At 50.3% G+C, this 21,019-nt stretch carries 14 protein-coding genes; 7 read left to right on the top strand and 7 right to left on the bottom strand.

The annotated features are described in order from the left end of the window. Nucleotides 1-21: 21 nt before the first annotated feature. The 5 genes from A1WG_RS19710 to atoS form a co-directional block, all read right to left on the bottom strand. Nucleotides 22-1,344 carry a TIGR00366 family protein gene (locus A1WG_RS19710; protein WP_000580268.1) on the bottom strand — a complete coding sequence of 441 codons (1,323 nt, stop codon included), beginning with the start codon at nt 1,342-1,344 and terminating at the stop codon, nt 22-24. Continuing rightward, complete coding sequence (gene atoA, locus A1WG_RS19715) at nt 1,341-1,991, bottom strand: acetate CoA-transferase subunit beta (protein WP_000339068.1); 651 nt, start codon at nt 1,989-1,991, stop codon at nt 1,341-1,343. The genes A1WG_RS19710 and atoA overlap by 4 nt, the downstream gene beginning before the upstream one ends. After that, the gene (gene atoD, locus A1WG_RS19720; protein ID WP_001516746.1) at nt 1,991-2,653 is read right to left on the bottom strand and encodes an acetate CoA-transferase subunit alpha; all 663 of its coding nucleotides are present in this window, start codon (nt 2,651-2,653) and stop codon (nt 1,991-1,993) included. The genes atoA and atoD overlap by 1 nt, the downstream gene beginning before the upstream one ends. Before the next feature lie 195 nt (nt 2,654-2,848). Then, nucleotides 2,849-4,234 carry an acetoacetate metabolism transcriptional regulator AtoC gene (gene atoC / locus A1WG_RS19725; RefSeq protein ID WP_000125306.1) on the bottom strand — a complete coding sequence of 462 codons (1,386 nt, stop codon included), beginning with the start codon at nt 4,232-4,234 and terminating at the stop codon, nt 2,849-2,851. Beyond that, nucleotides 4,231-6,057 carry a two-component system sensor histidine kinase AtoS gene (gene atoS / locus A1WG_RS19730; protein ID WP_001516745.1) on the bottom strand — a complete coding sequence of 609 codons (1,827 nt, stop codon included), beginning with the start codon at nt 6,055-6,057 and terminating at the stop codon, nt 4,231-4,233. Before atoS ends, atoC begins: the two co-directional genes overlap by 4 nt. A 166-nt stretch (nt 6,058-6,223) precedes the next feature. Between atoS and rcsC the strand changes: the two genes are divergently transcribed. After that, nucleotides 6,224-9,076 (top strand): two-component system sensor histidine kinase RcsC, encoded by a 2,853-nt coding sequence (gene rcsC, locus A1WG_RS19735; protein ID WP_001516744.1) that lies wholly within the window; start codon nt 6,224-6,226, stop codon nt 9,074-9,076. A gap of 135 nt (nt 9,077-9,211) precedes the next feature. Here the strand turns inward: rcsC and rcsB are convergent, their stop codons facing one another. Beyond that, nucleotides 9,212-9,862 (bottom strand): response regulator transcription factor RcsB, encoded by a 651-nt coding sequence (gene rcsB, locus A1WG_RS19740; RefSeq protein WP_001516743.1) that lies wholly within the window; start codon nt 9,860-9,862, stop codon nt 9,212-9,214. A 16-nt stretch (nt 9,863-9,878) separates the two neighbouring features. After that, complete coding sequence (rcsD, locus tag A1WG_RS19745) at nt 9,879-12,551, bottom strand: phosphotransferase RcsD (protein WP_001516742.1); 2,673 nt, start codon at nt 12,549-12,551, stop codon at nt 9,879-9,881. A 735-nt stretch (nt 12,552-13,286) separates the two neighbouring features. On the opposite strand from rcsD, the gene ompC reads away from it, so the two are divergent. The 6 genes from ompC to mqo all read left to right on the top strand — a co-directional run bounded on the left by ompC (nt 13,287) and on the right by mqo (nt 20,920). Continuing rightward, nucleotides 13,287-14,390 carry a porin OmpC gene (gene ompC, locus A1WG_RS19750; protein ID WP_001516741.1) on the top strand — a complete coding sequence of 368 codons (1,104 nt, stop codon included), beginning with the start codon at nt 13,287-13,289 and terminating at the stop codon, nt 14,388-14,390. 111 nt (nt 14,391-14,501) lie between these two features. After that, nucleotides 14,502-15,557: an FAD:protein FMN transferase ApbE gene (apbE, locus tag A1WG_RS19755; RefSeq protein WP_000425712.1), complete on the top strand. Its 1,056-nt coding sequence runs from the start codon at nt 14,502-14,504 to the stop codon at nt 15,555-15,557. A 73-nt stretch (nt 15,558-15,630) separates the two neighbouring features. After that, on the top strand, nt 15,631-16,695 hold the full coding sequence (gene ada / locus A1WG_RS19760; RefSeq protein ID WP_001516740.1) for a bifunctional DNA-binding transcriptional regulator/O6-methylguanine-DNA methyltransferase Ada: 1,065 nt from the start codon (nt 15,631-15,633) through the stop codon (nt 16,693-16,695). Next, on the top strand, nt 16,695-17,345 hold the full coding sequence (gene alkB, locus A1WG_RS19765; RefSeq protein WP_016242521.1) for a DNA oxidative demethylase AlkB: 651 nt from the start codon (nt 16,695-16,697) through the stop codon (nt 17,343-17,345). Before ada ends, alkB begins: the two co-directional genes overlap by 1 nt. Before the next feature lie 75 nt (nt 17,346-17,420). After that, entirely contained in the window at nt 17,421-19,064 is a 1,644-nt protein-coding gene (gene yojI, locus A1WG_RS19770) for a microcin J25 efflux ABC transporter YojI (protein ID WP_001516738.1), read from the top strand. A gap of 209 nt (nt 19,065-19,273) precedes the next feature. Then, the gene (gene mqo, locus A1WG_RS19775; protein ID WP_000758095.1) at nt 19,274-20,920 is read left to right on the top strand and encodes a malate dehydrogenase (quinone); all 1,647 of its coding nucleotides are present in this window, start codon (nt 19,274-19,276) and stop codon (nt 20,918-20,920) included. The last annotated feature ends 99 nt before the right edge of the window (nt 20,921-21,019 follow it).

Raw genomic sequence — 21,019 nt, 5'->3', positions numbered from 1 at the left:
CTTCTGTCTGTAGAGTTGCCGTCAGAACAGCGTTAAACCAATGACGAAAATGACGCCGGAGAAGAGCAGGGCAGTGATGCAATAGCCCATGATGTCGCGGACACCGAGTCCGGCGATTGCCAGTGCTGGCAGCGCCCAGAACGGTTGAGCCATGTTCATCCATTGCTCGCCGTAGGCGATCGCCATTACGGATTTACCCAGATCTGCGCCCAGTGCCTGGGCTGCGGGTATTACAAATGGCCCCTGAATAACCCAGTGACCACCGCCAGAAGGTACGGCGAAGTTGATCAGCGCAGAGCTAAAGAAGGTCATTACCGGGAAGGTGTCCTTATTTGCGACATTGATAAAAAATTCGGTAATGAGTCCGCCGAGGCCTGAGTGTTCCATCATTAACTGGATCCCGGCGTAGAAGGGGAATTGCACCAGAATACCGGCGGTACTGCGTGCTGCCGCACTGATAGCACGCATATAAGCCATTGGTGTTTTATGCAGTAGCAGGCCCGCAATCATAAACATCAGATTGACGGTATTTATGGTGATGTTGAAGCCATGTTCGATGAAGTACATCGCCAGGTAAGCGATACCGAGTGCACCAATGATCAACGTCAGGATGCGACTTTCCTCCAGTCGCTCGGATGGTGGGGCATCTTTCGGTAGCTGCTTCTGAAAATCAGCCTCTTCCTGGAGTAGTTTCGGATCGATACTCACCACGTCTGACGGTTTTGGCATCATCATGCGGGTGATAAACGGCATCACCACAATCAATGCCACAGTGATGAAAATGTTAAAACCACTGAACAGAGTATCGCCCACCGGGATAAGCCCGGCGATATGCTCAACCGGGTTGCCCGGTGTGGCAGCCAACAGAGGCATTGAGCCAGAGAAGCCGCCGCCCCAGGTGAGAAAACCAATGTAGGCGCAGGCAATGAGCAACGGATAATCAGAACCGGGTACTCGCCGGGCGACTTCACGGGCGAACATTGCGCCAACAACCAGACCAAATCCCCAGTTGATGACACAAGCGACTGAGCCAAAGAAAGTGACCAGCATGACGCCCTGTACGGGCGTCTTTGCAGCGGAGGCGGCAGTACGCAGCAAGCTTTTCACCGGAGCGGAGCTGGCAAGGGCATGACCGGTAACGATGATAAGCGCCATCTGCATACCGAACGCCAGCAAGTTCCAGAAACCGTCACCCCACATTTTCACCATGTTGATCGGCGTTTGTGGTGTTAACCAAAGCGCGATCACGAATGTTAGCAACGTCAGCAACATGGCAAAGATCAGGGGATCGGGAAGCCACCGGCTGACAAAACGCGTCATAAAACGCGAGATGCGACCAATCATAAATCACCCCGTTGCGTATTCAGATCGGTGGCTACTTCAAAATGAGCTTCGGTTTTGGCACGCACGGTGGCTAAATCACATCCGTCGGCAATTTCGGTGAGCCACATTTTGCCGTCAACGAAACGAAAGACTGCCAGTTCTGTTACCAGCATATGCACCGCGTGTTGCGCAGTGAGCGGCATGGTGCAGCGGCGCAAGATTTTTGGTGAACCATCTTTGGCGCAATGTTCCATGGCAATGATCACTTTGCGCGACCCGGTCACCAGATCCATCGCTCCACCCATACCGGGCACCATTTTCCCAGGCACTACCCAGTTCGCGAGGTTGGCTTCTTCGTCTACCTGTAAACCACCGAGCACGCAGGCATCAATATGGCCGCCGCGGATCAGTGCAAATGACATGGCGCTGTCAAACATGGCTGCTCCAGGCAAAACACCGCATGGCTGTCCGCCAGCGTTCACCAGATCAGGGTGTGCCGTTGTCACCGGGCCTAGCCCCAAAAAACCGTTTTCCGATTGCAGAGTGATATGAATGCCTTCTGGCAAATAGTTGGCGACCATCGTCGGTAGACCAATGCCCAGATTCACGATGTCACCATCACGAAGCTCTTGCGCCACACGGCGCGCAATACGTTGTTTCGCATCCATTATTTGCTCTCCTGTGAAACGATGATGTGGTCGATAACGGCACCAGGGGTGACAATATGGTCAGGTTGCAACTCTCCGGTTTCGACCAGTTCATCTGGCTCTACCAGCGTGATATCAGCCGCAAGGGCAATCAGGGGGTTAAAGTTGCGGGCGCTAAGTTGATAGGTCAGGTTGCCAAGTGTGTCGCAACGATGAGCGCGAATTAGCGCCAGGTCGGCGCGCAGTGGACGCTCAAGTAACCAGGTTTTGCCGTCGAGTGTCAGCGTCTGTTTGCCTTCCTCTACGACGGTTCCGACACCGGTTGGAGTGAGAAAGCCACCAAGTCCGGCACCACCACAGCGAATTTGCTCGATTAGCGTACCTTGTGGCACCAGAACGACGTCCATTTCACCAGATATCATGCGCCGACCTGTTTCCGGGTTGGTGCCGATATGTGAAGCAATCACTTTGCGGACACGACCATTGACGATGAGCGGGCCGATGCCGGTATCAACAAACGCGGTATCATTGGCTATCAATGTCAGGTCGCGAACGCCTGATTCCAGTAATGCTTCAACCAGGCGGGATGGAGTGCCAATCCCCATAAATCCGCCCACCATGATGGTCATGCTGTCACGAAAGAAGCCGGAGGCGTCTTGTAATGTCATCAATTTTGTTTTCATTATTTATCCCTCTTGCATACACCGTTGTGGGTACAGTCAGGGAATAGCAAGGGGAGTGCCAGAATGAGAATATTTGCTGTTGTTTTTTAACTGGTTGAATAATAAAGGGTAAATTAGAAGGGGATGACGAAGGTGAATGTTCGGCTATGCAGAAATTTGCGCACTGTGCAAATTCTTGCATAGCAAGTTTTGGTGTTATACATCCGCCGGATCGATACCGTATTCCTGAAGTTTATACATCAATGCACGGCGACTGATGCCCAGCATTAAAGCCGTGCGGGTTCGGTTGCCGTCCTGTTGTTCCAGAACTTCCATAATGATGCGTTTTTCGACGCGTTTAATTTCCTCTTTTAAATTACGCTCACCGGCAGGGGCTGTTTTGGCCTCACCAGCGCTACAGACAGGCTGACGAATCTGCGGCGGAAGATCCTCAGAAAAAATGATCGGGCCTGAATTCATTACGACGGCGCGTTCAATGACGTTGGAAAGCTCACGAATATTTCCCGGCCATGACCAGGCTGTAAGCAGTGACATTGCCATCGGATCGATATCGATAATATCGCGCTGATTCTCACTACTGAATTTTTGCAAAAAGTGATTAGCTAACAGGGAAATATCTTCCCGACGATCGCGCAGAGGTGGCAGTATTAAATGAATAACGTTAAGGCGATAAAAGAGATCTTCACGGAAAGTGCCTTCTTTAACCATTGCCTGCAAGTCGCGGTTGGTGGCAGCAATGATGCGGATATCAACTTTTATGGTTTGATGGCCGCCTATCCGTTCAAATTCCCGTTCCTGAAGAATGCGTAGTAATTTGGCTTGCAGTACCAGCGGCATTTCGCCAATTTCGTCGAGGAGCAGAGTACCTTCGTTGGCGCGTTCAAATAATCCCTGACGCAAGGATTGTGCACCAGTAAATGCGCCTTTTTCATGACCAAACAGTTCACTTTCGAGCAACGATTCCGGTAGCGCCGCGCAGTTGACTTTAATAAATGGCCCCTTTGCCCGCCGCGAATTGTAGTGAATCGCTCTGGCAATCAATTCTTTTCCGGTGCCACTTTCACCGCTAATCAAGACGCTGGCCTGAGAAAGGGCAATTTTGGCGGTGTCTTTGCAGATGTCCATCATCGCCGGGCTGTTGGTGAGAATGTGCCCCCATTGCCAACTAGTGCTCAGTGCCTGGTGCAGATGGCGGATCTCTTTTTTCATTGACTGGAGTTGTAAAGCTCGCTGAACGATTAAATTCAACTCATCGAGATCAAACGGTTTGATAACATAGTCGAAGGCACCGCAACGTAGTGCTTCGACGGCGGTTTCCACTTCAGCATAGGCCGTCATCAGAATAACGGGGGTTCGGGTTTCACGGCTGCGCATCTCCTTTAGTGCCTTGATGCCGTCCATCTCTGGCATGCGGATATCCATCAGCACCACGTCAGGGTGAATATCGGCAAACAGTTGTAATGCTGTGCGTCCGTTGTTCGCACAATGTGTTTCGTATCCTTGTAGTGCAAAAGCGGTGCTCAACATACGGCGAACATTATCTTCATCATCAACAATAAGGATGCGATTAATAGCGGTCATACGGTCTGATTTCCCTGCGGGTTGATCGGTAAAATAAGGGTGAAGGTTGCGCCGCAGCCCGGCAAACTGGCCACGCGAATATCCCCCTGATGGGCGTTAATGATGCGCTGACTTAACGCCAGACCAAGCCCTGTTCCTGAGGCTTTGGTGGTGAAAAAGGGATCGAAGATCTTTTTTTGCAGCGAGAGATCAATGCCACAGCCGTTGTCTTCTATCGAAATGGCCTGTTGTGAGTCACTGTACTGCCAGGTTCGAATGCGAATTTTCCCTCGTGCACTGATAGCCTGGACGGCATTGATCAGGATATTCAGTAGTACCTGTTTGAGCAGTTCACGATCGGCGCTAATCGGGCTTAATTCATCATCCAGTTCGCTTATGAAGTCGACCCGCGCTTGTACTCCGGCGGTTTGTACCAGTACCAGAGTTTCTTCAATCAATGCATTAAGGCTGACTTGTTGCCATTGACTGTGGCGTGGGCGTGAAAAATCGAGCAATTGCTGAATGACTTTGTTAATTGAGTCGATTTCTTTGAGCACAACGGACAGATATTCCTGATGTATTAGGTCACTGGTTTGTTGGCGTAGGATCTGCACATAACCACGGATAGCCGTCAGCGGATTACGTACTTCATGCGCCACGCCTGCCATCAGTTCACCTAGGGTGGCGAGGCGTTCAGCTTGCGCCATGCGGCGTTGGGTTTCTTTTCGGGCAGTTAAATCAGAGAAAATCACCAAAGCACCTATCATTTCACCATGCGTGTTATGAATACGACTGGTAGTGACACTGAGTTCAATGGTGCGGTCACGGCCTGGAAAACTGATTTCCAGTGCCACGTGTTCGGTGCCATGTTCCAGCGTATCCAGTACAGGACTGTAGAACTGAGTATTGTCGAACAACATGGCGTAAGGCTGCCCTACCAGTTCATGACGTTGATAGCCAGTGATGATTTCTGCTGCGGGGTTCATGGTGGTTACATCACCCTGGCGGTCAATGGCAATGACGCCATCGGCAGCGTTTTCAATAATCAGATCGTTAAGTGTCCGCGTTTCACGCAGTGCCTGGGCGAGGTTGTTAACACTCTGGCTGATTTGCCCCATTTCACCGGGCAATTGTGGTAATCGGGTAGGAATATTTTGCGCCAGAGTCGAGAGGCCATCGGTGATGATATCTATATTGGCGCTCAGGCGACGGGAGAAGAGCACAATCAACAGCAGGCTAATCAGCAAACCGGCGGTGAGCACAATGATAATCCTCACATCCATTTTCCAGGCCTGGCGTTGAATATCTTCGGTTAATTCATTGGCCCAGATATAGCCGAGGACTTCACCATTACGTTCAATGGGAATCATTGAATTCAGAATATCGCCGCGAACTTGCCTGCCTGAATAAACTAAAGGTGTATTTGTACGCATTACTTCGCGGCCAGGGTGATCCGCGGCGATAGTAACGCCCACATTATTCTGATATAGCGCTGAAGGCGCGTAGGTGATTATCGCATCCAGCGTCTTGTTGTAATAACCAGCACCTATCCCAGGGAAGGCGTGAGTGATATTTTCGGTAATGGGAGCAAGTTCTGCGTTCAATGCGCGGATACGCTCTTCACGCGGTAAGTTGTTGTAGAGATCGTAGCGATCGCCTAGCGCCTGATTAAGCAGATTGACCACGGCAGAAAGTTTTTTCTCTTTTTCAGATAAGACTGCTGAACGTCCTTCCGTTTCTACGATATAACCAATAGTAAGCGTTGGGACAATGACCATCAGGATTGCCATCAGGATCATTTGATTGCGTAAGCGGCGTGGATAAATCCACTTCATATAATTCATGCTGAAATCCACCAATCTTGTCCGGTATATGACGATTATCGGGGGTTAAGGTGATGATTTCTCGGCGGTGTATCATATTACCGGGATGACAGAACATTGCGGTGGCACGTTTTTACCGCTACCTTAACCACACTCCATCGGTCACCTGAGGCGGAGCTTCGCCCCTTTGAAATACCTTGCTTCTTTTCGTACAACCCTGAAAGTTTCGCGCTATATGTTCAGAGCATTGGCGTTATTGCTCTGGCTGTTGATTGCTTTCTCATCAGTGTTTTACATCGTCAATGCTCTGCATCAGCGAGAATCTGAGATTCGTCAGGAATTTAACCTGAGCTCCGATCAGGCTCAGCGGTTTATCCAACGCACTTCTGATGTGATGAAAGAGCTGAAGTACATTGCCGAAAATCGCTTGTCTGCAGAAAACGGCGTACTTTCCCCGCGTGGGCGGGAAACGCAAACGGATGTGCCCGAGTTCGAACCGCTGTTTGCCGATTCTGACTGTTCCGCGATGAGTAACACCTGGCGGGGATCTCTGGAGTCGCTGGCATGGTTTATGCGCTACTGGCGCGATAATTTCTCTGCAGCTTACGATCTCAACCGCGTATTTTTGATCGGCAGCGATAACCTCTGCATGGCAAACTTTGGTTTGCGTGATATGCCTGTTGAACGCGATACCGCCTTGAAAGCTCTGCATGAGCGCATCAATAAGTATCGTAATGCGCCGCAGGATGACAGTGGCAGCAACCTCTATTGGATCAGCGAAGGCCCGCGCCCTGGCATCGGGTATTTCTACGCGCTGACGCCGGTTTATCTGGCGAACCGTTTGCAGGCCTTGTTGGGCGTTGAACAAACCATTCGGATGGAGAACTTCTTTTTACCGGGTACATTACCGATGGGAGTCACCATCCTTGATGAGAATGGTCATACCCTGATTTCGTTGACCGGACCGGAAAGTAAAATCAAAGCTGAACCGCGTTGGATGCAGGAACGCTCCTGGTTCGGTTATACACCAGGTTTCCATGAGCTGGTGCTGAAGAAAAATCTGCCGCCGTCATCGTTAAGCATTGTTTACTCGGTGCCCGTTGATCAGGTGCTGGAACGCATACGTATGCTGATCCTCAACGCGATTTTGCTCAATGTGATCACCGGGGCGGCGTTGTTTACCCTCGCGCGGATGTATGAGCGGCGTATTTTCATTCCGGCGGAAAGCGACGCCCAGCGTCTGGAGGAGCATGAGCAGTTTAATCGCAAGATTGTCGCCTCCGCGCCGGTCGGGATCTGCATTTTGCGTACCGCTGATGGCGTCAATATTTTGAGTAACGAACTGGCGCATACCTATCTCAATATGCTTACGCATGAGGATCGCCAGCGGCTGACGCAAATTATTTGCGGTCAACAGGTCAATTTTGTCGATGTCCTGACCAGCAACAATACCAATCTGCAAATCAGTTTCGTCCATTCGCGCTATCGTAATGAAAACGTGGCGATTTGCGTACTTGTCGATGTTTCTTCACGTGTGAAGATGGAAGAGTCGCTGCAAGAGATGGCGCAGGCAGCAGAACAGGCGAGCCAATCGAAATCGATGTTCCTTGCTACCGTCAGCCACGAGCTGCGTACACCACTGTACGGCATTATCGGTAACCTGGATCTATTGCAAACTAAAGAGTTACCGAAAGGCGTTGACCGTCTGGTGACGGCAATGAACAACTCTTCCAGTCTGCTGTTGAAAATTATCAGCGACATTCTCGATTTTTCGAAGATTGAATCGGAACAGTTGAAGATAGAACCGCGTGAGTTTTCACCGCGTGAAGTGATGAACCATATCACCGCCAACTATTTGCCGCTGGTGGTGCGTAAACAGCTTGGTTTGTACTGCTTTATTGAACCGGATGTGCCGGTAACCTTAAACGGTGATCCGATGCGTTTACAGCAGGTCATCTCCAACCTGTTGAGTAACGCCATAAAATTTACCGATACAGGCTGCATTGTTCTGCATGTCCGTGCCGATGGTGATTATCTTTCTATTCGCGTTCGCGATACCGGCGTGGGTATCCCGGCGAAAGAAGTGGTGCGGCTGTTTGATCCCTTCTTCCAGGTGGGGACAGGCGTTCAGCGTAACTTCCAGGGAACCGGTCTGGGGCTGGCGATTTGTGAAAAATTGATCAGCATGATGGACGGTGACATCTCGGTGGAGTCTGAACCTGGTATGGGAAGCCAGTTTACCGTGCGTATTCCACTGTACGGTGCACAATATCCACATAAAAAAGGCGTTGAAGGGTTAACGAGTAAACGCTGTTGGTTGGCGGTACGCAATGCGTCGCTATGCCAATTTATCGAAACCAGTTTGCAGCGCAGTGGTGTAGTCGTTACAACATATGAAGGTCAGGAACCGTCACCTGAGGATGTGTTGATTACTGATGAGCCGCTGAGTGAAAAATGGCAGGGCAGAGCGGTGGTGACTTTCTGCCGCCGACATATTGGCATTCCGCTGGAAAGAGCGCCCGGTGAATGGGAGCATAGCGTTGCTTCGTCGCATGAACTGCCTGTGCTACTGGCGCGTATCTATCGGGTTGAGATGGAAAATGATGATCCTGGCAACGTTCTGCCGCTGGCTGACAAAGAGTCTACCAGCAACGACGACATGATGATTCTGGTGGTTGATGATCATCCTATTAACCGTCGCTTATTGGCCGATCAGCTCGGATCGTTGGGTTATCAGTGTAAGACCGCAAATGATGGTATCGATGCGCTTAATGTTCTTAGCAAGAATCACATTGATATCGTGCTTAGTGACGTTAACATGCCGAATATGGATGGTTACCGGTTAACGCAGCGTATTCGCCAATTGGGGCTAACATTGCCGGTAATCGGGGTGACAGCCAATGCGTTGGCCGAAGAGAAGCAGCGATGCCTGGAGTCCGGGATGGATAGTTGTCTGTCGAAGCCGGTGACGCTGGATGTCATAAAACAGACGCTGACGATGTATGCCGAAAGAGTCAGGAAAGCGCGGAAATCATCGTAGGGTGCGGTCGGTGTAAATGTCTGATGCGACGCTGGCACGTCGTATCAGGCCTGCGTTTGTGCAATCTATTGAAATATTGGGATTTGTAGGCCGGATAAGGTGTTTACACCGCATCCGACCTGTTGGCTGGCTAAATTACTCTTTATCCGCCGGACTTAAGGTAACAGAAGAAAGATAGTTCAGCAGGGCGATATCGTTCTCGACGCCCAGCTTCATCATCGCGGATTTCTTCTGGCTGCTAATGGTCTTGATGCTGCGGTTGAGCTTTTTGGCAATCTCGGTAACCAGGAAACCTTCTGCAAACAGGCGCAGTACTTCACTCTCTTTAGGCGAGAGACGCTTGTCGCCGTAACCACTGGCACTGATTTTCTCCAGCAAACGAGAAACGCTTTCTGGGGTAAATTTCTTGCCTTTTTGCAACGCGGCGAGGGCTTTCGGCAGATCCGTAGGCGCGCCTTGCTTCAGTACGATCCCTTCGATATCCAGGTCCAGTACCGCACTAAGAATTGCCGGGTTGTTGTTCATGGTCAGAACAATGATCGACAGGCTTGGGAAATGGCGCTTGATGTATTTGATCAAGGTGATCCCGTCACCGTATTTATCTCCAGGCATGGAGAGATCGGTAATCAACACGTGCGCGTCCAGTTTCGGCAGATTGTTGATCAGTGCTGTGGAATCTTCAAATTCGCCGACAACATTCACCCACTCAATTTGTTCAAGTGATTTTCGAATACCGAACAGTACTATCGGATGGTCATCGGCAATAATTACGTTCATATTGTTCATGTAATAGGCTACCTTGCTACAGCAAGCTCTTGACATAGCTGTCAATGTCGCTGATGTATTTTTCTGTTCCTGGAACATCCTTCTCACGAATAAGATGTTCCAGCGTTTCACATAACTGCTTGCCGGGTACCAGATTTAGCATGGCAAATACGCCTTTAAGACGATGAGCCGTTTGGGCTAATGCAGCAAAGTCACTGGTTGCTGCTTCAGTATATAGCCTCTTAACATCATCCGGTACTGTGTCTACAAAGAGCGCATAATAGCCGCTGGCATGGAGTTGCGCATTTTCATCTCCACCCATAGGCGATTCTGTCACCTCTTCCTGCGCCAGTTGCACTTCAATTAATTGTAAGACTGCTTCCTGCATAGCATTGCTCATATTGAAATTGACGCACAATTGACCAGGCCCAATTTCCCGTACGCCAGACTCATCATCGCTTAAAAGCAAGCCAGAGGCAGTAAGATTAGACGGATTATCCGTTAAAAAGATATCATAATCCTGACTAATTAATCTTTCATCGGGTGTGATACAGGTTGCACCCCAATTTTCTAACTGGCGAGTGACAATATTCCGAATTTCTGTAGAAGTTACATCCACCATCACGGTGACATCATCCAGTAAACGTTCCTCTTCCTCTTCAACGTCCGGGTCTGCCGGGAGCATTTTGATATGCACGGAGTAGCGTGTACCAAGGCCGTCCCGTGTTTTGATGTTTAAATGACCGCCCAGTTTGCGCGCCAGTTGATCACTCAACCAGAATGCCAGCGGGTCTGCCTTACCATAGCGATCGCTCTGGGTCTGGTTGATGAACGGGAAATGTAAATTATCCATTTCATGAATACTTACACCATCTCCGGTGTCCAGAATACGGAAAGTCAGACGTTCTTCGGAGGATTCATCCTGATCAACCTCGAGGGTAATTTTCCCCAGTTGCGTTGAGGTGACGGCATATTGCATCAGCAGCAGCAAAATATGGCGTAAGGCATCACGATCGCCACGGCGCATGTCATGTGCTTTCAGATGATTGTTAATCAGTAGTTGCAGACCTTTGCGTTTGATCGCAGGCAATACAGAAGGCACCACTTCATCAATTAAATCCTGCACGGAGAAAAGCGCAGTCTCGCTCTTCCAGCTATCGTCCGCCAGCATGTTCGCTAACTGAATTTCATCAACCAGTCGTACTAATACGTCCGCCTGATTCGCCAGTTGTTTGCTTTCCGGCGAGTTAAGTTTTGCTGCGCTTTCTGCAAGCCCCCGGGCTGGCTCCTTCAGTGCGTTACCAATGTTTTGCATAAAAGCCATCCGGCCCTGCTGATTTTTCTCATACAGACGCTGTGCCTGCTTGAGTTTCTTGTTTACCAGCACTTCGCGATCCTGATCGCGAATAATGAAGATTTGTGTACGCGGCGCTACCTGGCTGCGGAACATGCGAATCTCATACAGTTCGTTATTAACAGTCGCCTGAATGATTCCCTGATGTTGCTCTGCCATAGTGGTGATATTTTGCAGATTCAAATGCGGTAGCAGATGGTCGGCAATCTTATTGCTTATTACTGTGCGATTCGATTCCTGATCGTGAACCAGCAGGCCGAGCGGTAGGAGTGACACAATCTCTTCATTTATTGCCCGCAAAATACGCAGTTCGTTATTCACTGCAGTACTGGGGGCTCTTTCAGTGGTGCGGCCGGAGAAATGGCGAAAGGTGGTATAACCAAAAAGCGCCAGCGCCAGCAAACCGATGTTCAGTAGCAGTGGCAGCAGAATGTTTTGCAATGTATCCAGCAGTAAAGTGCCGTAAGGAACCTGCCAGACCAATCGCATATCGGTGGAGTTGAGCGCCGAAGAGATTTCAATTTTAGAACTGTTGAAGTTAATGCTGACGCTGTCTGCGGCTTCTTTCTCATTATTATTGTTACCCGTTGCGCCCGCTTCTGGCTCAAGACGGAAGCTATCCAGCGGCATCCCCGGCGGGATCAGGTCATTAATAGGCAGATCAAATGCAACCACCGTCGCCAGATGTCCTGGCTGGTTAAAGGTGGTACGCAAGGTAAAGTAATGGCCGTTCTGCCAGGCAAGACGACGCAGATTAGAAAAACTTTCGCGTTCATCCAGTGCGTTGGCCTGTTGCAGCATCTCCGCGCGACGTGAGTCGACAATGTCACTGACGGTCGACTCTTTGAAACCAGAAGTGAGATCTTTTAATGGCAGAGTAGAGATCAACACCAGGCTGTTATCCTGGCCGTTCAGATAATACATCGACCACGGTACATTTTCTGCGCCCCATAATGTGTCCAGATAAGTAGACATTCGTTGGGTCATCTCAAGCGTTGAATTGTCGTGAGAACCAAAGATCAGGGCTTCTGTTTTGCGGCGTGGTTTTTCCAGATAATAGACATCCTGTTTCAGACGCGTCTCTTGCAAACCTTCACTGGTGGAAGACGAAGTCGTCGCAGCGATGTTGTCGTAGATCTGCCAGGTCACGTAACGCCAGGTATCGACACGCTTTTGTATAGCATGGGTAATGTCGACAATCTGGTAGCTTTTATCTTTTAGCCAGGTGTTGACGGCGCTTTGTACCATCACTCCCATCGTCACAAGTAACACAATGATCAACAGTAAAAAGAAGCGGGTAATGCTCCCCGGTAGGAGTGAAAAGCGGGTCGTGGCCGTTGTCTCTTTCTGACGCATTCGTGTTTATGACCTGTTAAAACTTCTCGAAGTGATAGGGCAGTATAAAGGGTATAGAGCGAAATTCCAGACTATTACCAGATAGATGGTTCTCTCTTCCCCAATGATATTTATCCTTTTGCACGATGGGAAAGAGATGTACATGCGGCATTTTTTTGTACAAATAATCTGCAAAAAGAACAAAGTTAATTACAAATAAGGAAAGATGGCGGGGAATTATAATATTGTTAATTTTATGTGAAATTATTAACAGTTGTTATAATTTTGCATGGGTAGCACAAGAAAATAAAAGTTGTGTAAAGAAGGGTAAAAAAAACCGGATGCGATGCATCCGGTTGAAATAGGGGTAAACAGACATTCAGAAATGAATGACGGTAATAAATAAAGTTAATGATGATAGCGAGACATATTTTAGTTGCGAGTGAAGATTTTGTTTTGGCATTCAGTGCTATCAACGACTTAAGAATAAGTTATTGATTTTAACCTTGAATTATTATTGCTTGATGTTAGGTGCTTATTTCGCCAATCATCAAGAATCTTAAAAAGTTCCATCACATTTACATTTTGAAACATCTATAGCGATAAATGAAACATCTTAAAAGTTTTAGTATCATATTCGTGTTGGATTATTCTGCATTTTTGGGGAGAATGGACTTGCCGACTGATTAATGAGGGTTAATCAGTATGCAGTGGCATAAAAAAGCAAATAAAGGCATATAACAGAGGGTTAATAACATGAAAGTTAAAGTACTGTCCCTCCTGGTCCCAGCTCTGCTGGTAGCAGGCGCAGCAAACGCTGCTGAAGTTTACAACAAAGACGGCAACAAATTAGATCTGTACGGTAAAGTAGACGGCCTGCACTATTTCTCTGACGACAAGTCTGTAGATGGCGACCAGACCTACATGCGTCTCGGCTTCAAAGGTGAAACTCAGGTTACTGACCAACTGACCGGTTATGGCCAGTGGGAATATCAGATCCAGGGCAACGCTCCGGAAAGCGAAAACAACTCCTGGACCCGTGTGGCATTCGCTGGTCTGAAATTCCAGGATATCGGTTCTTTCGACTACGGTCGTAACTACGGCGTTGTTTACGACGTAACTTCCTGGACCGACGTTCTGCCAGAATTCGGTGGCGACACCTACGGTTCTGACAACTTCATGCAGCAGCGTGGTAACGGCTTCGCGACCTACCGTAACACCGACTTCTTCGGTCTGGTTGACGGCCTGAACTTTGCTGTTCAGTATCAGGGTAAAAACGGTAGCGTAAGCGGCGAAGGCATGACCAACAACGGTCGTGGCGCTCTGCGTCAGAACGGCGACGGCGTTGGCGGTTCTATCACTTATGATTACGAAGGCTTCGGTATCGGTGCTGCAGTTTCCAGCTCCAAACGTACTGATGATCAGAACAGCGCTGCTTACATCGGTAACGGCGACCGTGCTGAAACCTACACTGGTGGTCTGAAATACGACGCGAACAACATCTACCTGGCTGCTCAGTACACCCAGACCTATAACGCAACTCGCGTAGGTTCCCTGGGTTGGGCGAACAAAGCACAGAACTTCGAAGCTGTTGCTCAGTACCAGTTCGACTTCGGTCTGCGTCCGTCTGTAGCATACCTGCAGTCTAAAGGTAAAAACCTGGGTGTCATTGCTGGTCATAACTATGACGACGAAGATATCCTGAAATATGTTGATGTTGGTGCTACCTACTACTTCAACAAAAACATGTCCACCTATGTTGACTACAAAATCAACCTGCTGGACGACAACCGTTTCACCCGCGCTGCTGGCATCAACACTGATGACATCGTAGCTCTGGGTCTGGTTTACCAGTTCTAATCTCGATTTATATCGAACAAAGGGCCTGCGGGCCCTTTTTTCATTGTTTTCAGCGTACAAACTCAGTCTTTTGGTGTACTCTTGCGACCGTTCGCATGAGGATAATCACGTATGGAAATGAACTTTACCCGTGTGGCATTGCTGGCTGCCGCGCTCTTGTTTGTTGGTTGCGATCAAAAACCACAACCCGCCAAACCCAACGCTCCTGAAGTTACCGTTCTTGAAGGCAAAACGATGGGAACCTTCTGGCGTGCCAGCATTCCGGGCATTGACGCCAAACGTAGTGTTGAACTCAAAGAGAAGATCCAGACTCAGTTGGATGCCGACGATCAGCTACTTTCGACTTATAAAAAAGATTCCGCGCTGATGCGTTTTAACGACTCGCAAAGTTTATCGCCGTGGCCGGTAAGTGAAGCGATGGCTGATATCGTCACCACTTCGCTACGCATTGGCGCAAAGACTGACGGTGCGATGGATATTACCGTCGGGCCGCTGGTGAATTTGTGGGGCTTTGGCCCGGAGCAACAGCCGGTACAAATCCCGACCCAGGAACAGATCGACGCGATGAAAGCCAAAACCGGCTTACAGCACCTGACGGTAATTAATCAGTTGCATCAGCAATATCTGCAAAAAGATGTGCCGGACTTATATGTCGATCTCTCCACCGTGGGTGAAGGTTATGCGGCAGATCATCTGGCGCGCCTCATGGAGCAGGAAGGTATTTCCCGCTATCTGGTGTCGGTTGGCGGCGCCCTGAACAGCCGGGGCATGAATGGTGAAGGGCAGCCGTGGCGGGTGGCGATCCAAAAACCGACCGATAAAGAGAATGCGGTTCAGGCCGTGGTCGATATCAATGGCCACGGGATTAGCACCTCCGGTAGCTATCGCAACTATTACGAGCTGGACGGCAAACGCCTGTCCCATGTTATCGATCCGCAAACCGGGCGTCCCATCGAACATAATCTGGTGTCCGTGACGGTAATTGCCCCGACGGCGCTGGAAGCCGATGCCTGGGACACCGGGTTAATGGTTCTCGGGCCGGATAAAGCCAAAGAAATCGTTCGCCGGGAAGGGCTGGCGGTCTATATGATCACCAAAGAGGGCGATAGTTTTAAAACCTGGATGTCGCCGCAGTTTAAAAGCTTCCTTATCAGCGAAAAAAATTAAAGCGCAAGATTGTTGGTTTTTGCGTGATGGTGACCGGGCAGACTAGAGGCTATCCTTAACCAGGGAGCTGCTTATGAAAAACGCCACATGCTTAACTGACGATCAACGCTGGCAATCTGTCCTGGCCCGCGACCCGCACGCCGACGGCAAATTCGTTTTCGCCGTGCGTACCACGGGCATCTTTTGCCGCCCGTCTTGCCGCGCCAGACATGCCCTGCGGGAAAACGTCTCCTTTTATGCGGATGCCAGCGAGGCGCTTGCCGCAGGTTTTCGCTCCTGCAAACGTTGCCAGCCGGACAAAGCCAATGCCCGGCAAGACCGGTTGGATAAAATCACCCATGCTTGTCGGCTGCTGGAACAAGAAACGCCCGTGACGCTGGAGGCTTTAGCCGACCAGGTGGCGATGAGTCCATTCCACTTACACCGTTTATTTAAAGCTACGACCGGAATGACACCAAAAGCCTGGCAACAGGCCTGGCGCGCTCGTCGCTTGCGCGAATCGTTAACGAAAGGGGAGAGCGTCACCCAGGCGATTCTCCACGCCGGATTTCCCGACGGCAGCAGTTACTATCGTAAAGCCGACGAAACGCTGGGCATGACGGCTAAACAGTTTCGTCATGGTGGCGAAAACCTGGCTGTTCGTTATGCGCTGGCCGATTGTTCGCTGGGGCGTTGCCTGGTGGCGGAAAGCGAGCGGGGGATTTGCGCGATTTTACTGGGCGATGACGATGCGACATTAATTGGCGAGCTACAGCAGATGTTTCCTGCCGCCGACAACGCCCCTGCTGATCCGACATTTCAGCAACATGTGCGCGAGGTCATCGCCAGCCTTAATAACCGTAATACGCCGCTGACGTTACCGTTGGATATTCGCGGCACCGCTTTCCAACAACAAGTCTGGCAAGCATTGCGTTCCATTCCTTGTGGTGAAACAGTGAGTTACCAGCGACTGGCAAATTCCATCGGCAAACCAACAGCGGTGCGTGCAGTGGCAAGTGCTTGCGCCGCCAATAAGTTAGCGATCGTTATACCTTGTCATCGGGTGGTACGTGGCGATGGCGCACTTTCCGGTTACCGCTGGGGTGTTTCGCGTAAAGCGCAATTGCTACGTCGCGAAGCTGAAAATGAGGAGAGGTAATGCTGGATCTGTTCACTGATGCTGAACCCTGGCAAGAACCGCTGGCTTCCGGCGCGGTGAGCCTGCGCCGTTTTGCTTTTGATATCGCAGAAGATCTGATGCAGGAAATTAACGGTGTCGCCAACCAGTCGCCGTTTCGCCAGATGGTTACACCGGGTGGGTATACCATGTCGGTGGCAATGACCAACTGTGGACGTCTTGGCTGGACGACTAACCAGCAAGGCTATCTCTATTCGCCTATTGATCCACAAACAAATAAGCCGTGGCCCGCCATGCCGCAAGGCTTTCGTGATTTGTGCCAACGGGCAGCAACGGCGGCGGGGTATCCCGATTTCCAGCCTGACGCTTGCCTTATCAACCGCTACGTCCCTGGCGCGAAACTGTCATTGCATCAGGATAAAGACGAGCCGGATCTGCGCGCGCCAATTGTTTCTGTTTCTCTGGGACTGCCTGCAATTTTCCAGTTTGGCGGCTTGAAACGTAATGATCCGCTAAAACGTCTGTTGCTGGAACATGGCGATGTGGTGGTGTGGGGCGGTGAGTCACGGCTGTTTTATCACGGTATTCAACCGCTAAAAGCGGGATTTCATCCACTGACCGCCGACTGTCGCTACAACCTGACCTTTCGCCAGGCAGGTAAAGAAGAATAAAAATAAGAATTATTATTGCTGTGTGTGCGGAGATGTTTAAACTGCGGGCTGTAATTCATTGTCCGGGTTTTCTGCATGGAACTTCTTGTACTTGTCTGGCGGCAGTATCGCTGGCCATTTATCAGTGTGATGGCGCTCAGCCTCGCCAGTGCGGCGTTAGGCATTGGCTTAATTGCTTTTATCAATCAGCGTCTTATCGAAACGGCAGATACCAGTTTGCTGGTGTTGCCGGAGTTTCTGGGTTTATTGCTGCTGTTGATGGCGGTAACACTGGGATCGCAACTGGCGCTCACCACGCTGGGCCATCATTTCGTTTACCGACTGCGTAGCGAATTTATCAAGCGGATTCTGGATACCCACGTCGAGCGCATTGAACAACTGGGCAGTGCCTCATTGCTGGCGGGGTTAACCAGCGATGTGCGCAATATCACCATCGCTTTTGTGCGCTTACCTGAACTGGTGCAGGGTATCATTCTCACTGTGGGTTCGGCGGCGTATCTGTGGATGCTGTCGGGTAAAATGTTGCTGGTAACGGCGATCTGGATGGCAATCACCATCTGGGGTGGTTTTTTGTTGGTGGCGCGGGTGTACAAACATATGGCGACCCTGCGAGAAACCGAAGACAAGCTGTACACGGATTTTCAAACTGTACTGGAAGGGCGCAAAGAGCTGACCCTGAACCGCGAGCGCGCCGAGTACGTTTTTAACAATCTCTACATCCCCGATGCGCAAGAATATCGCCATCATATTATTCGTGCTGATACATTCCATCTTAGTGCCGTGAACTGGTCGAACATTATGATGCTGGGCGCAATAGGCCTGGTGTTCTGGATGGCAAACAGTCTCGGTTGGGCTGATACCAACGTTGCGGCGACTTATTCGCTGACGCTGTTGTTCCTGCGTACACCGCTGCTTTCGGCGGTTGGTGCGTTGCCGACGCTGCTGACGGCACAGGTGGCGTTCAACAAGCTGAACAAATTCGCGCTCGCGCCTTTTAAAGCGGAGTTTCCGCGCCCGCAGGCGTTTCCCAACTGGCAAACCCTGGAGCTGCGTAACGTGACGTTTAGTTATCAGGATAATGCTTTTTCCGTTGGCCCGATTAACCTCACTATTAAACGTGGCGAACTGCTGTTCCTGATTGGTGGCAACGGTAGCGGTAAATCGACGCTGGCGATGTTGCTGACGGGGTTGTATCAGCCGCAAAGCGGTGAAATTTTGCTGGATGGCAACCCCATCAGCGCTGAAAAACCAGAAGATTATCGCAAGCTGTTTTCCGCCGTGTTTACCGATGTCTGGTTGTTTGATCAACTGCTGGGGCCGGAGGGTAAAACCGCAAATCCACAACTGGTTGAGAAGTGGTTAGATCAGTTGAAAATGGGTCATAAGCTTGAGTTAAGTAACGGGCGTATTCTTAACCTGAAGTTATCGAAAGGGCAGAAGAAACGCGTGGCGTTGTTGCTGGCACTGGCAGAAGAACGCGACATAATCCTGTTGGATGAATGGGCAGCGGATCAGGATCCACACTTCCGCCGTGAGTTTTATCAGGTATTACTGCCGCTGATGCAGGAGATGGGCAAAACGATTTTCGCCATCAGTCATGATGACCACTATTTTATTCACGCCGACCGCCTGCTGGAAATGCGCAGTGGGCTGCTTAGCGAACTAACCGGCGAAGAGCGTGATGCCGCTTCGCGTGATGCCGTTGCCCGGACGGCATGATATTTTGACGCTTACCTGACGGACTTCTGCTGCCAGGTAAGCGTTCCCTTCGTTTCTAATAACCCTATAATTAATCAACGAAATCATAATGTTTATAAAATTAGAAGATAATTTATAAACATTATTTAAATGTTGTTACTTAAGTGTTAACGTTGATGCCGCGCAAATCTCACCTGCAATAAAGCGACTAAAAGTAAGGCATTAACAAGATGAAAAAAGTGACTGCCATGCTCTTCTCGATGGCCGTGGGGCTTAATGCCGTTTCAATGACGGCAAAAGCGAAAGCGTCCGAGGAGCAGGAAACTGATGTACTGTTGATTGGCGGCGGCATTATGAGCGCCACGTTGGGGACCTATTTACGGGAACTGGAGCCTGAATGGTCGATGACCATGGTAGAGCGCCTGGAGGGTGTCGCGCAGGAGAGTTCGAACGGCTGGAACAACGCCGGAACCGGGCATTCTGCGCTGATGGAACTCAATTACACCCCGCAAAACGCCGATGGCAGCATCAGTATTGAAAAAGCAGTCGCCATTAACGAAGCATTCCAGATTTCCCGCCAGTTCTGGGCGCACCAGGTCGAGCGCGGCGTGCTGCGTACCCCGCGTTCATTTATCAATACCGTTCCGCATATGAGCTTTGTCTGGGGCGAAGATAACGTCAATTTCCTGCGTGCCCGTTACGCGGCATTGCAACAAAGTTCGCTGTTTCGCGGTATGCGTTACTCTGAAGATCACGCGCAAATCAAGGAGTGGGCACCGTTAGTGATGGAAGGGCGTGATCCACAACAGAAAGTGGCGGCTACGCGTACAGAAATTGGCACCGATGTGAACTACGGTGAGATCACCCGTCAGTTGATCGCCTCATTACAGAAGAAATCTAACTTCTCGCTGCAACTCAGCAGCGAAGTCCGCGCTATCAAACGTAATGACGATAACACTTGGACCGTCACCGTTGCCGATCTGAAAAACGGCACCGCACAGAACATCCGTGCGAAATTTGTTTTTATCGGCGCGGGTGGCGCGGCACTGAAACTGTTGCAGGAGTCCGGTATTCCGGAAGCGAAAGAATACGCCGGTTTCCCGGTGGGTGGTCAGTTCCTCGTTTCGGAAAACCCGGATGTGGTTAATCACCATCTGGCGAAGGTCTATGGTAAAGCATCCGTTGGCGCGCCGCCGATGTCAGTTCCGCATATCGATACCCGTGTACTGGACGGTAAACGCGTGGTGCTGTTCGGGCCATTTGCTACCTTCTCAACCAAATTCCTCAAAAACGGTTCGCTGTGGGATCTGATGAGTTCCACCACCACCTCTAACGTGATGCCGATGATGCACGTCGGGCTGGATAATTTCGATCTGGTGAAATATCTGGTGAGTCAGGTGATGTTGAGTGAAGAGGATCGTTTTGAAGCGTTGAAAGAGTACTACCCACAAGCGAAAAAAGAGGACTGGCGTTTGTGGCAAGCGGGACAGCGCGTGCAGATTATCAAACGTGATGCCGATAAAGGCGGCGTGCTGCGTCTGGGTACAGAAGTGGTCAGCGACCAGCAAGGAACCATTGCTGCGCTGCTCGGCGCATCGCCGGGGGCATCTACCGCTGCGCCGATTATGTTGAGTCTGTTGGAAAAAGTGTTTGGTGATCGTGTTTCCAGCCCACAATGGCAGGCCACGCTGAAAGCAATTGTTCCGTCTTATGGCAGCAAGCTGAACGGTGATGCGGCGGCAACAGAACGTGAATTGCAGTACACCAGCGAAGTTCTGAGCCTGAAATATGATAAGCCGCAGGCGGCAGATAGCACGCCGAAAGCGCAGTTGAAACCGCAACCAGTACAAAAAGAAGTGGCGGATATTGCGTTGTAATGGTGCGTCGCATCAGGCAACTGGCTCGGGCGTTAGATGCCGGATGCGGCATAACCGTCTTATCCGACCTGCGGGGTGCAGCACTTCGCAGCGGCGTAG

The sequence above is a fragment of the Escherichia sp. KTE96 genome (assembly GCF_000408525.1).
Classification (GTDB): domain Bacteria; phylum Pseudomonadota; class Gammaproteobacteria; order Enterobacterales; family Enterobacteriaceae; genus Escherichia; species Escherichia marmotae.
Note: the sequence above shows the minus strand (reverse complement) of the source record. Positions and strands in the feature narration are given on the sequence as shown.

Coding starts and splice junctions, on each gene's coding strand:
- apbE (WP_000425712.1), top strand. CDS start 14,502: ATGGAAATGAACTTTACCCGTGTGGCATTGCTGGCTGCCGCGCTCTTG.
- rcsD (WP_001516742.1), bottom strand. CDS start 12,551: ATGCGTCAGAAAGAGACAACGGCCACGACCCGCTTTTCACTCCTACCG.
- atoC (WP_000125306.1), bottom strand. CDS start 4,234: ATGACCGCTATTAATCGCATCCTTATTGTTGATGATGAAGATAATGTT.
- atoD (WP_001516746.1), bottom strand. CDS start 2,653: ATGAAAACAAAATTGATGACATTACAAGACGCCTCCGGCTTCTTTCGT.
- ada (WP_001516740.1), top strand. CDS start 15,631: ATGAAAAACGCCACATGCTTAACTGACGATCAACGCTGGCAATCTGTC.
- ompC (WP_001516741.1), top strand. CDS start 13,287: ATGAAAGTTAAAGTACTGTCCCTCCTGGTCCCAGCTCTGCTGGTAGCA.
- atoS (WP_001516745.1), bottom strand. CDS start 6,057: ATGAATTATATGAAGTGGATTTATCCACGCCGCTTACGCAATCAAATG.
- A1WG_RS19710 (WP_000580268.1), bottom strand. CDS start 1,344: ATGATTGGTCGCATCTCGCGTTTTATGACGCGTTTTGTCAGCCGGTGG.
- mqo (WP_000758095.1), top strand. CDS start 19,274: ATGAAAAAAGTGACTGCCATGCTCTTCTCGATGGCCGTGGGGCTTAAT.
- yojI (WP_001516738.1), top strand. CDS start 17,421: ATGGAACTTCTTGTACTTGTCTGGCGGCAGTATCGCTGGCCATTTATC.
- atoA (WP_000339068.1), bottom strand. CDS start 1,991: ATGGATGCGAAACAACGTATTGCGCGCCGTGTGGCGCAAGAGCTTCGT.
- alkB (WP_016242521.1), top strand. CDS start 16,695: ATGCTGGATCTGTTCACTGATGCTGAACCCTGGCAAGAACCGCTGGCT.
- rcsB (WP_001516743.1), bottom strand. CDS start 9,862: ATGAACAATATGAACGTAATTATTGCCGATGACCATCCGATAGTACTG.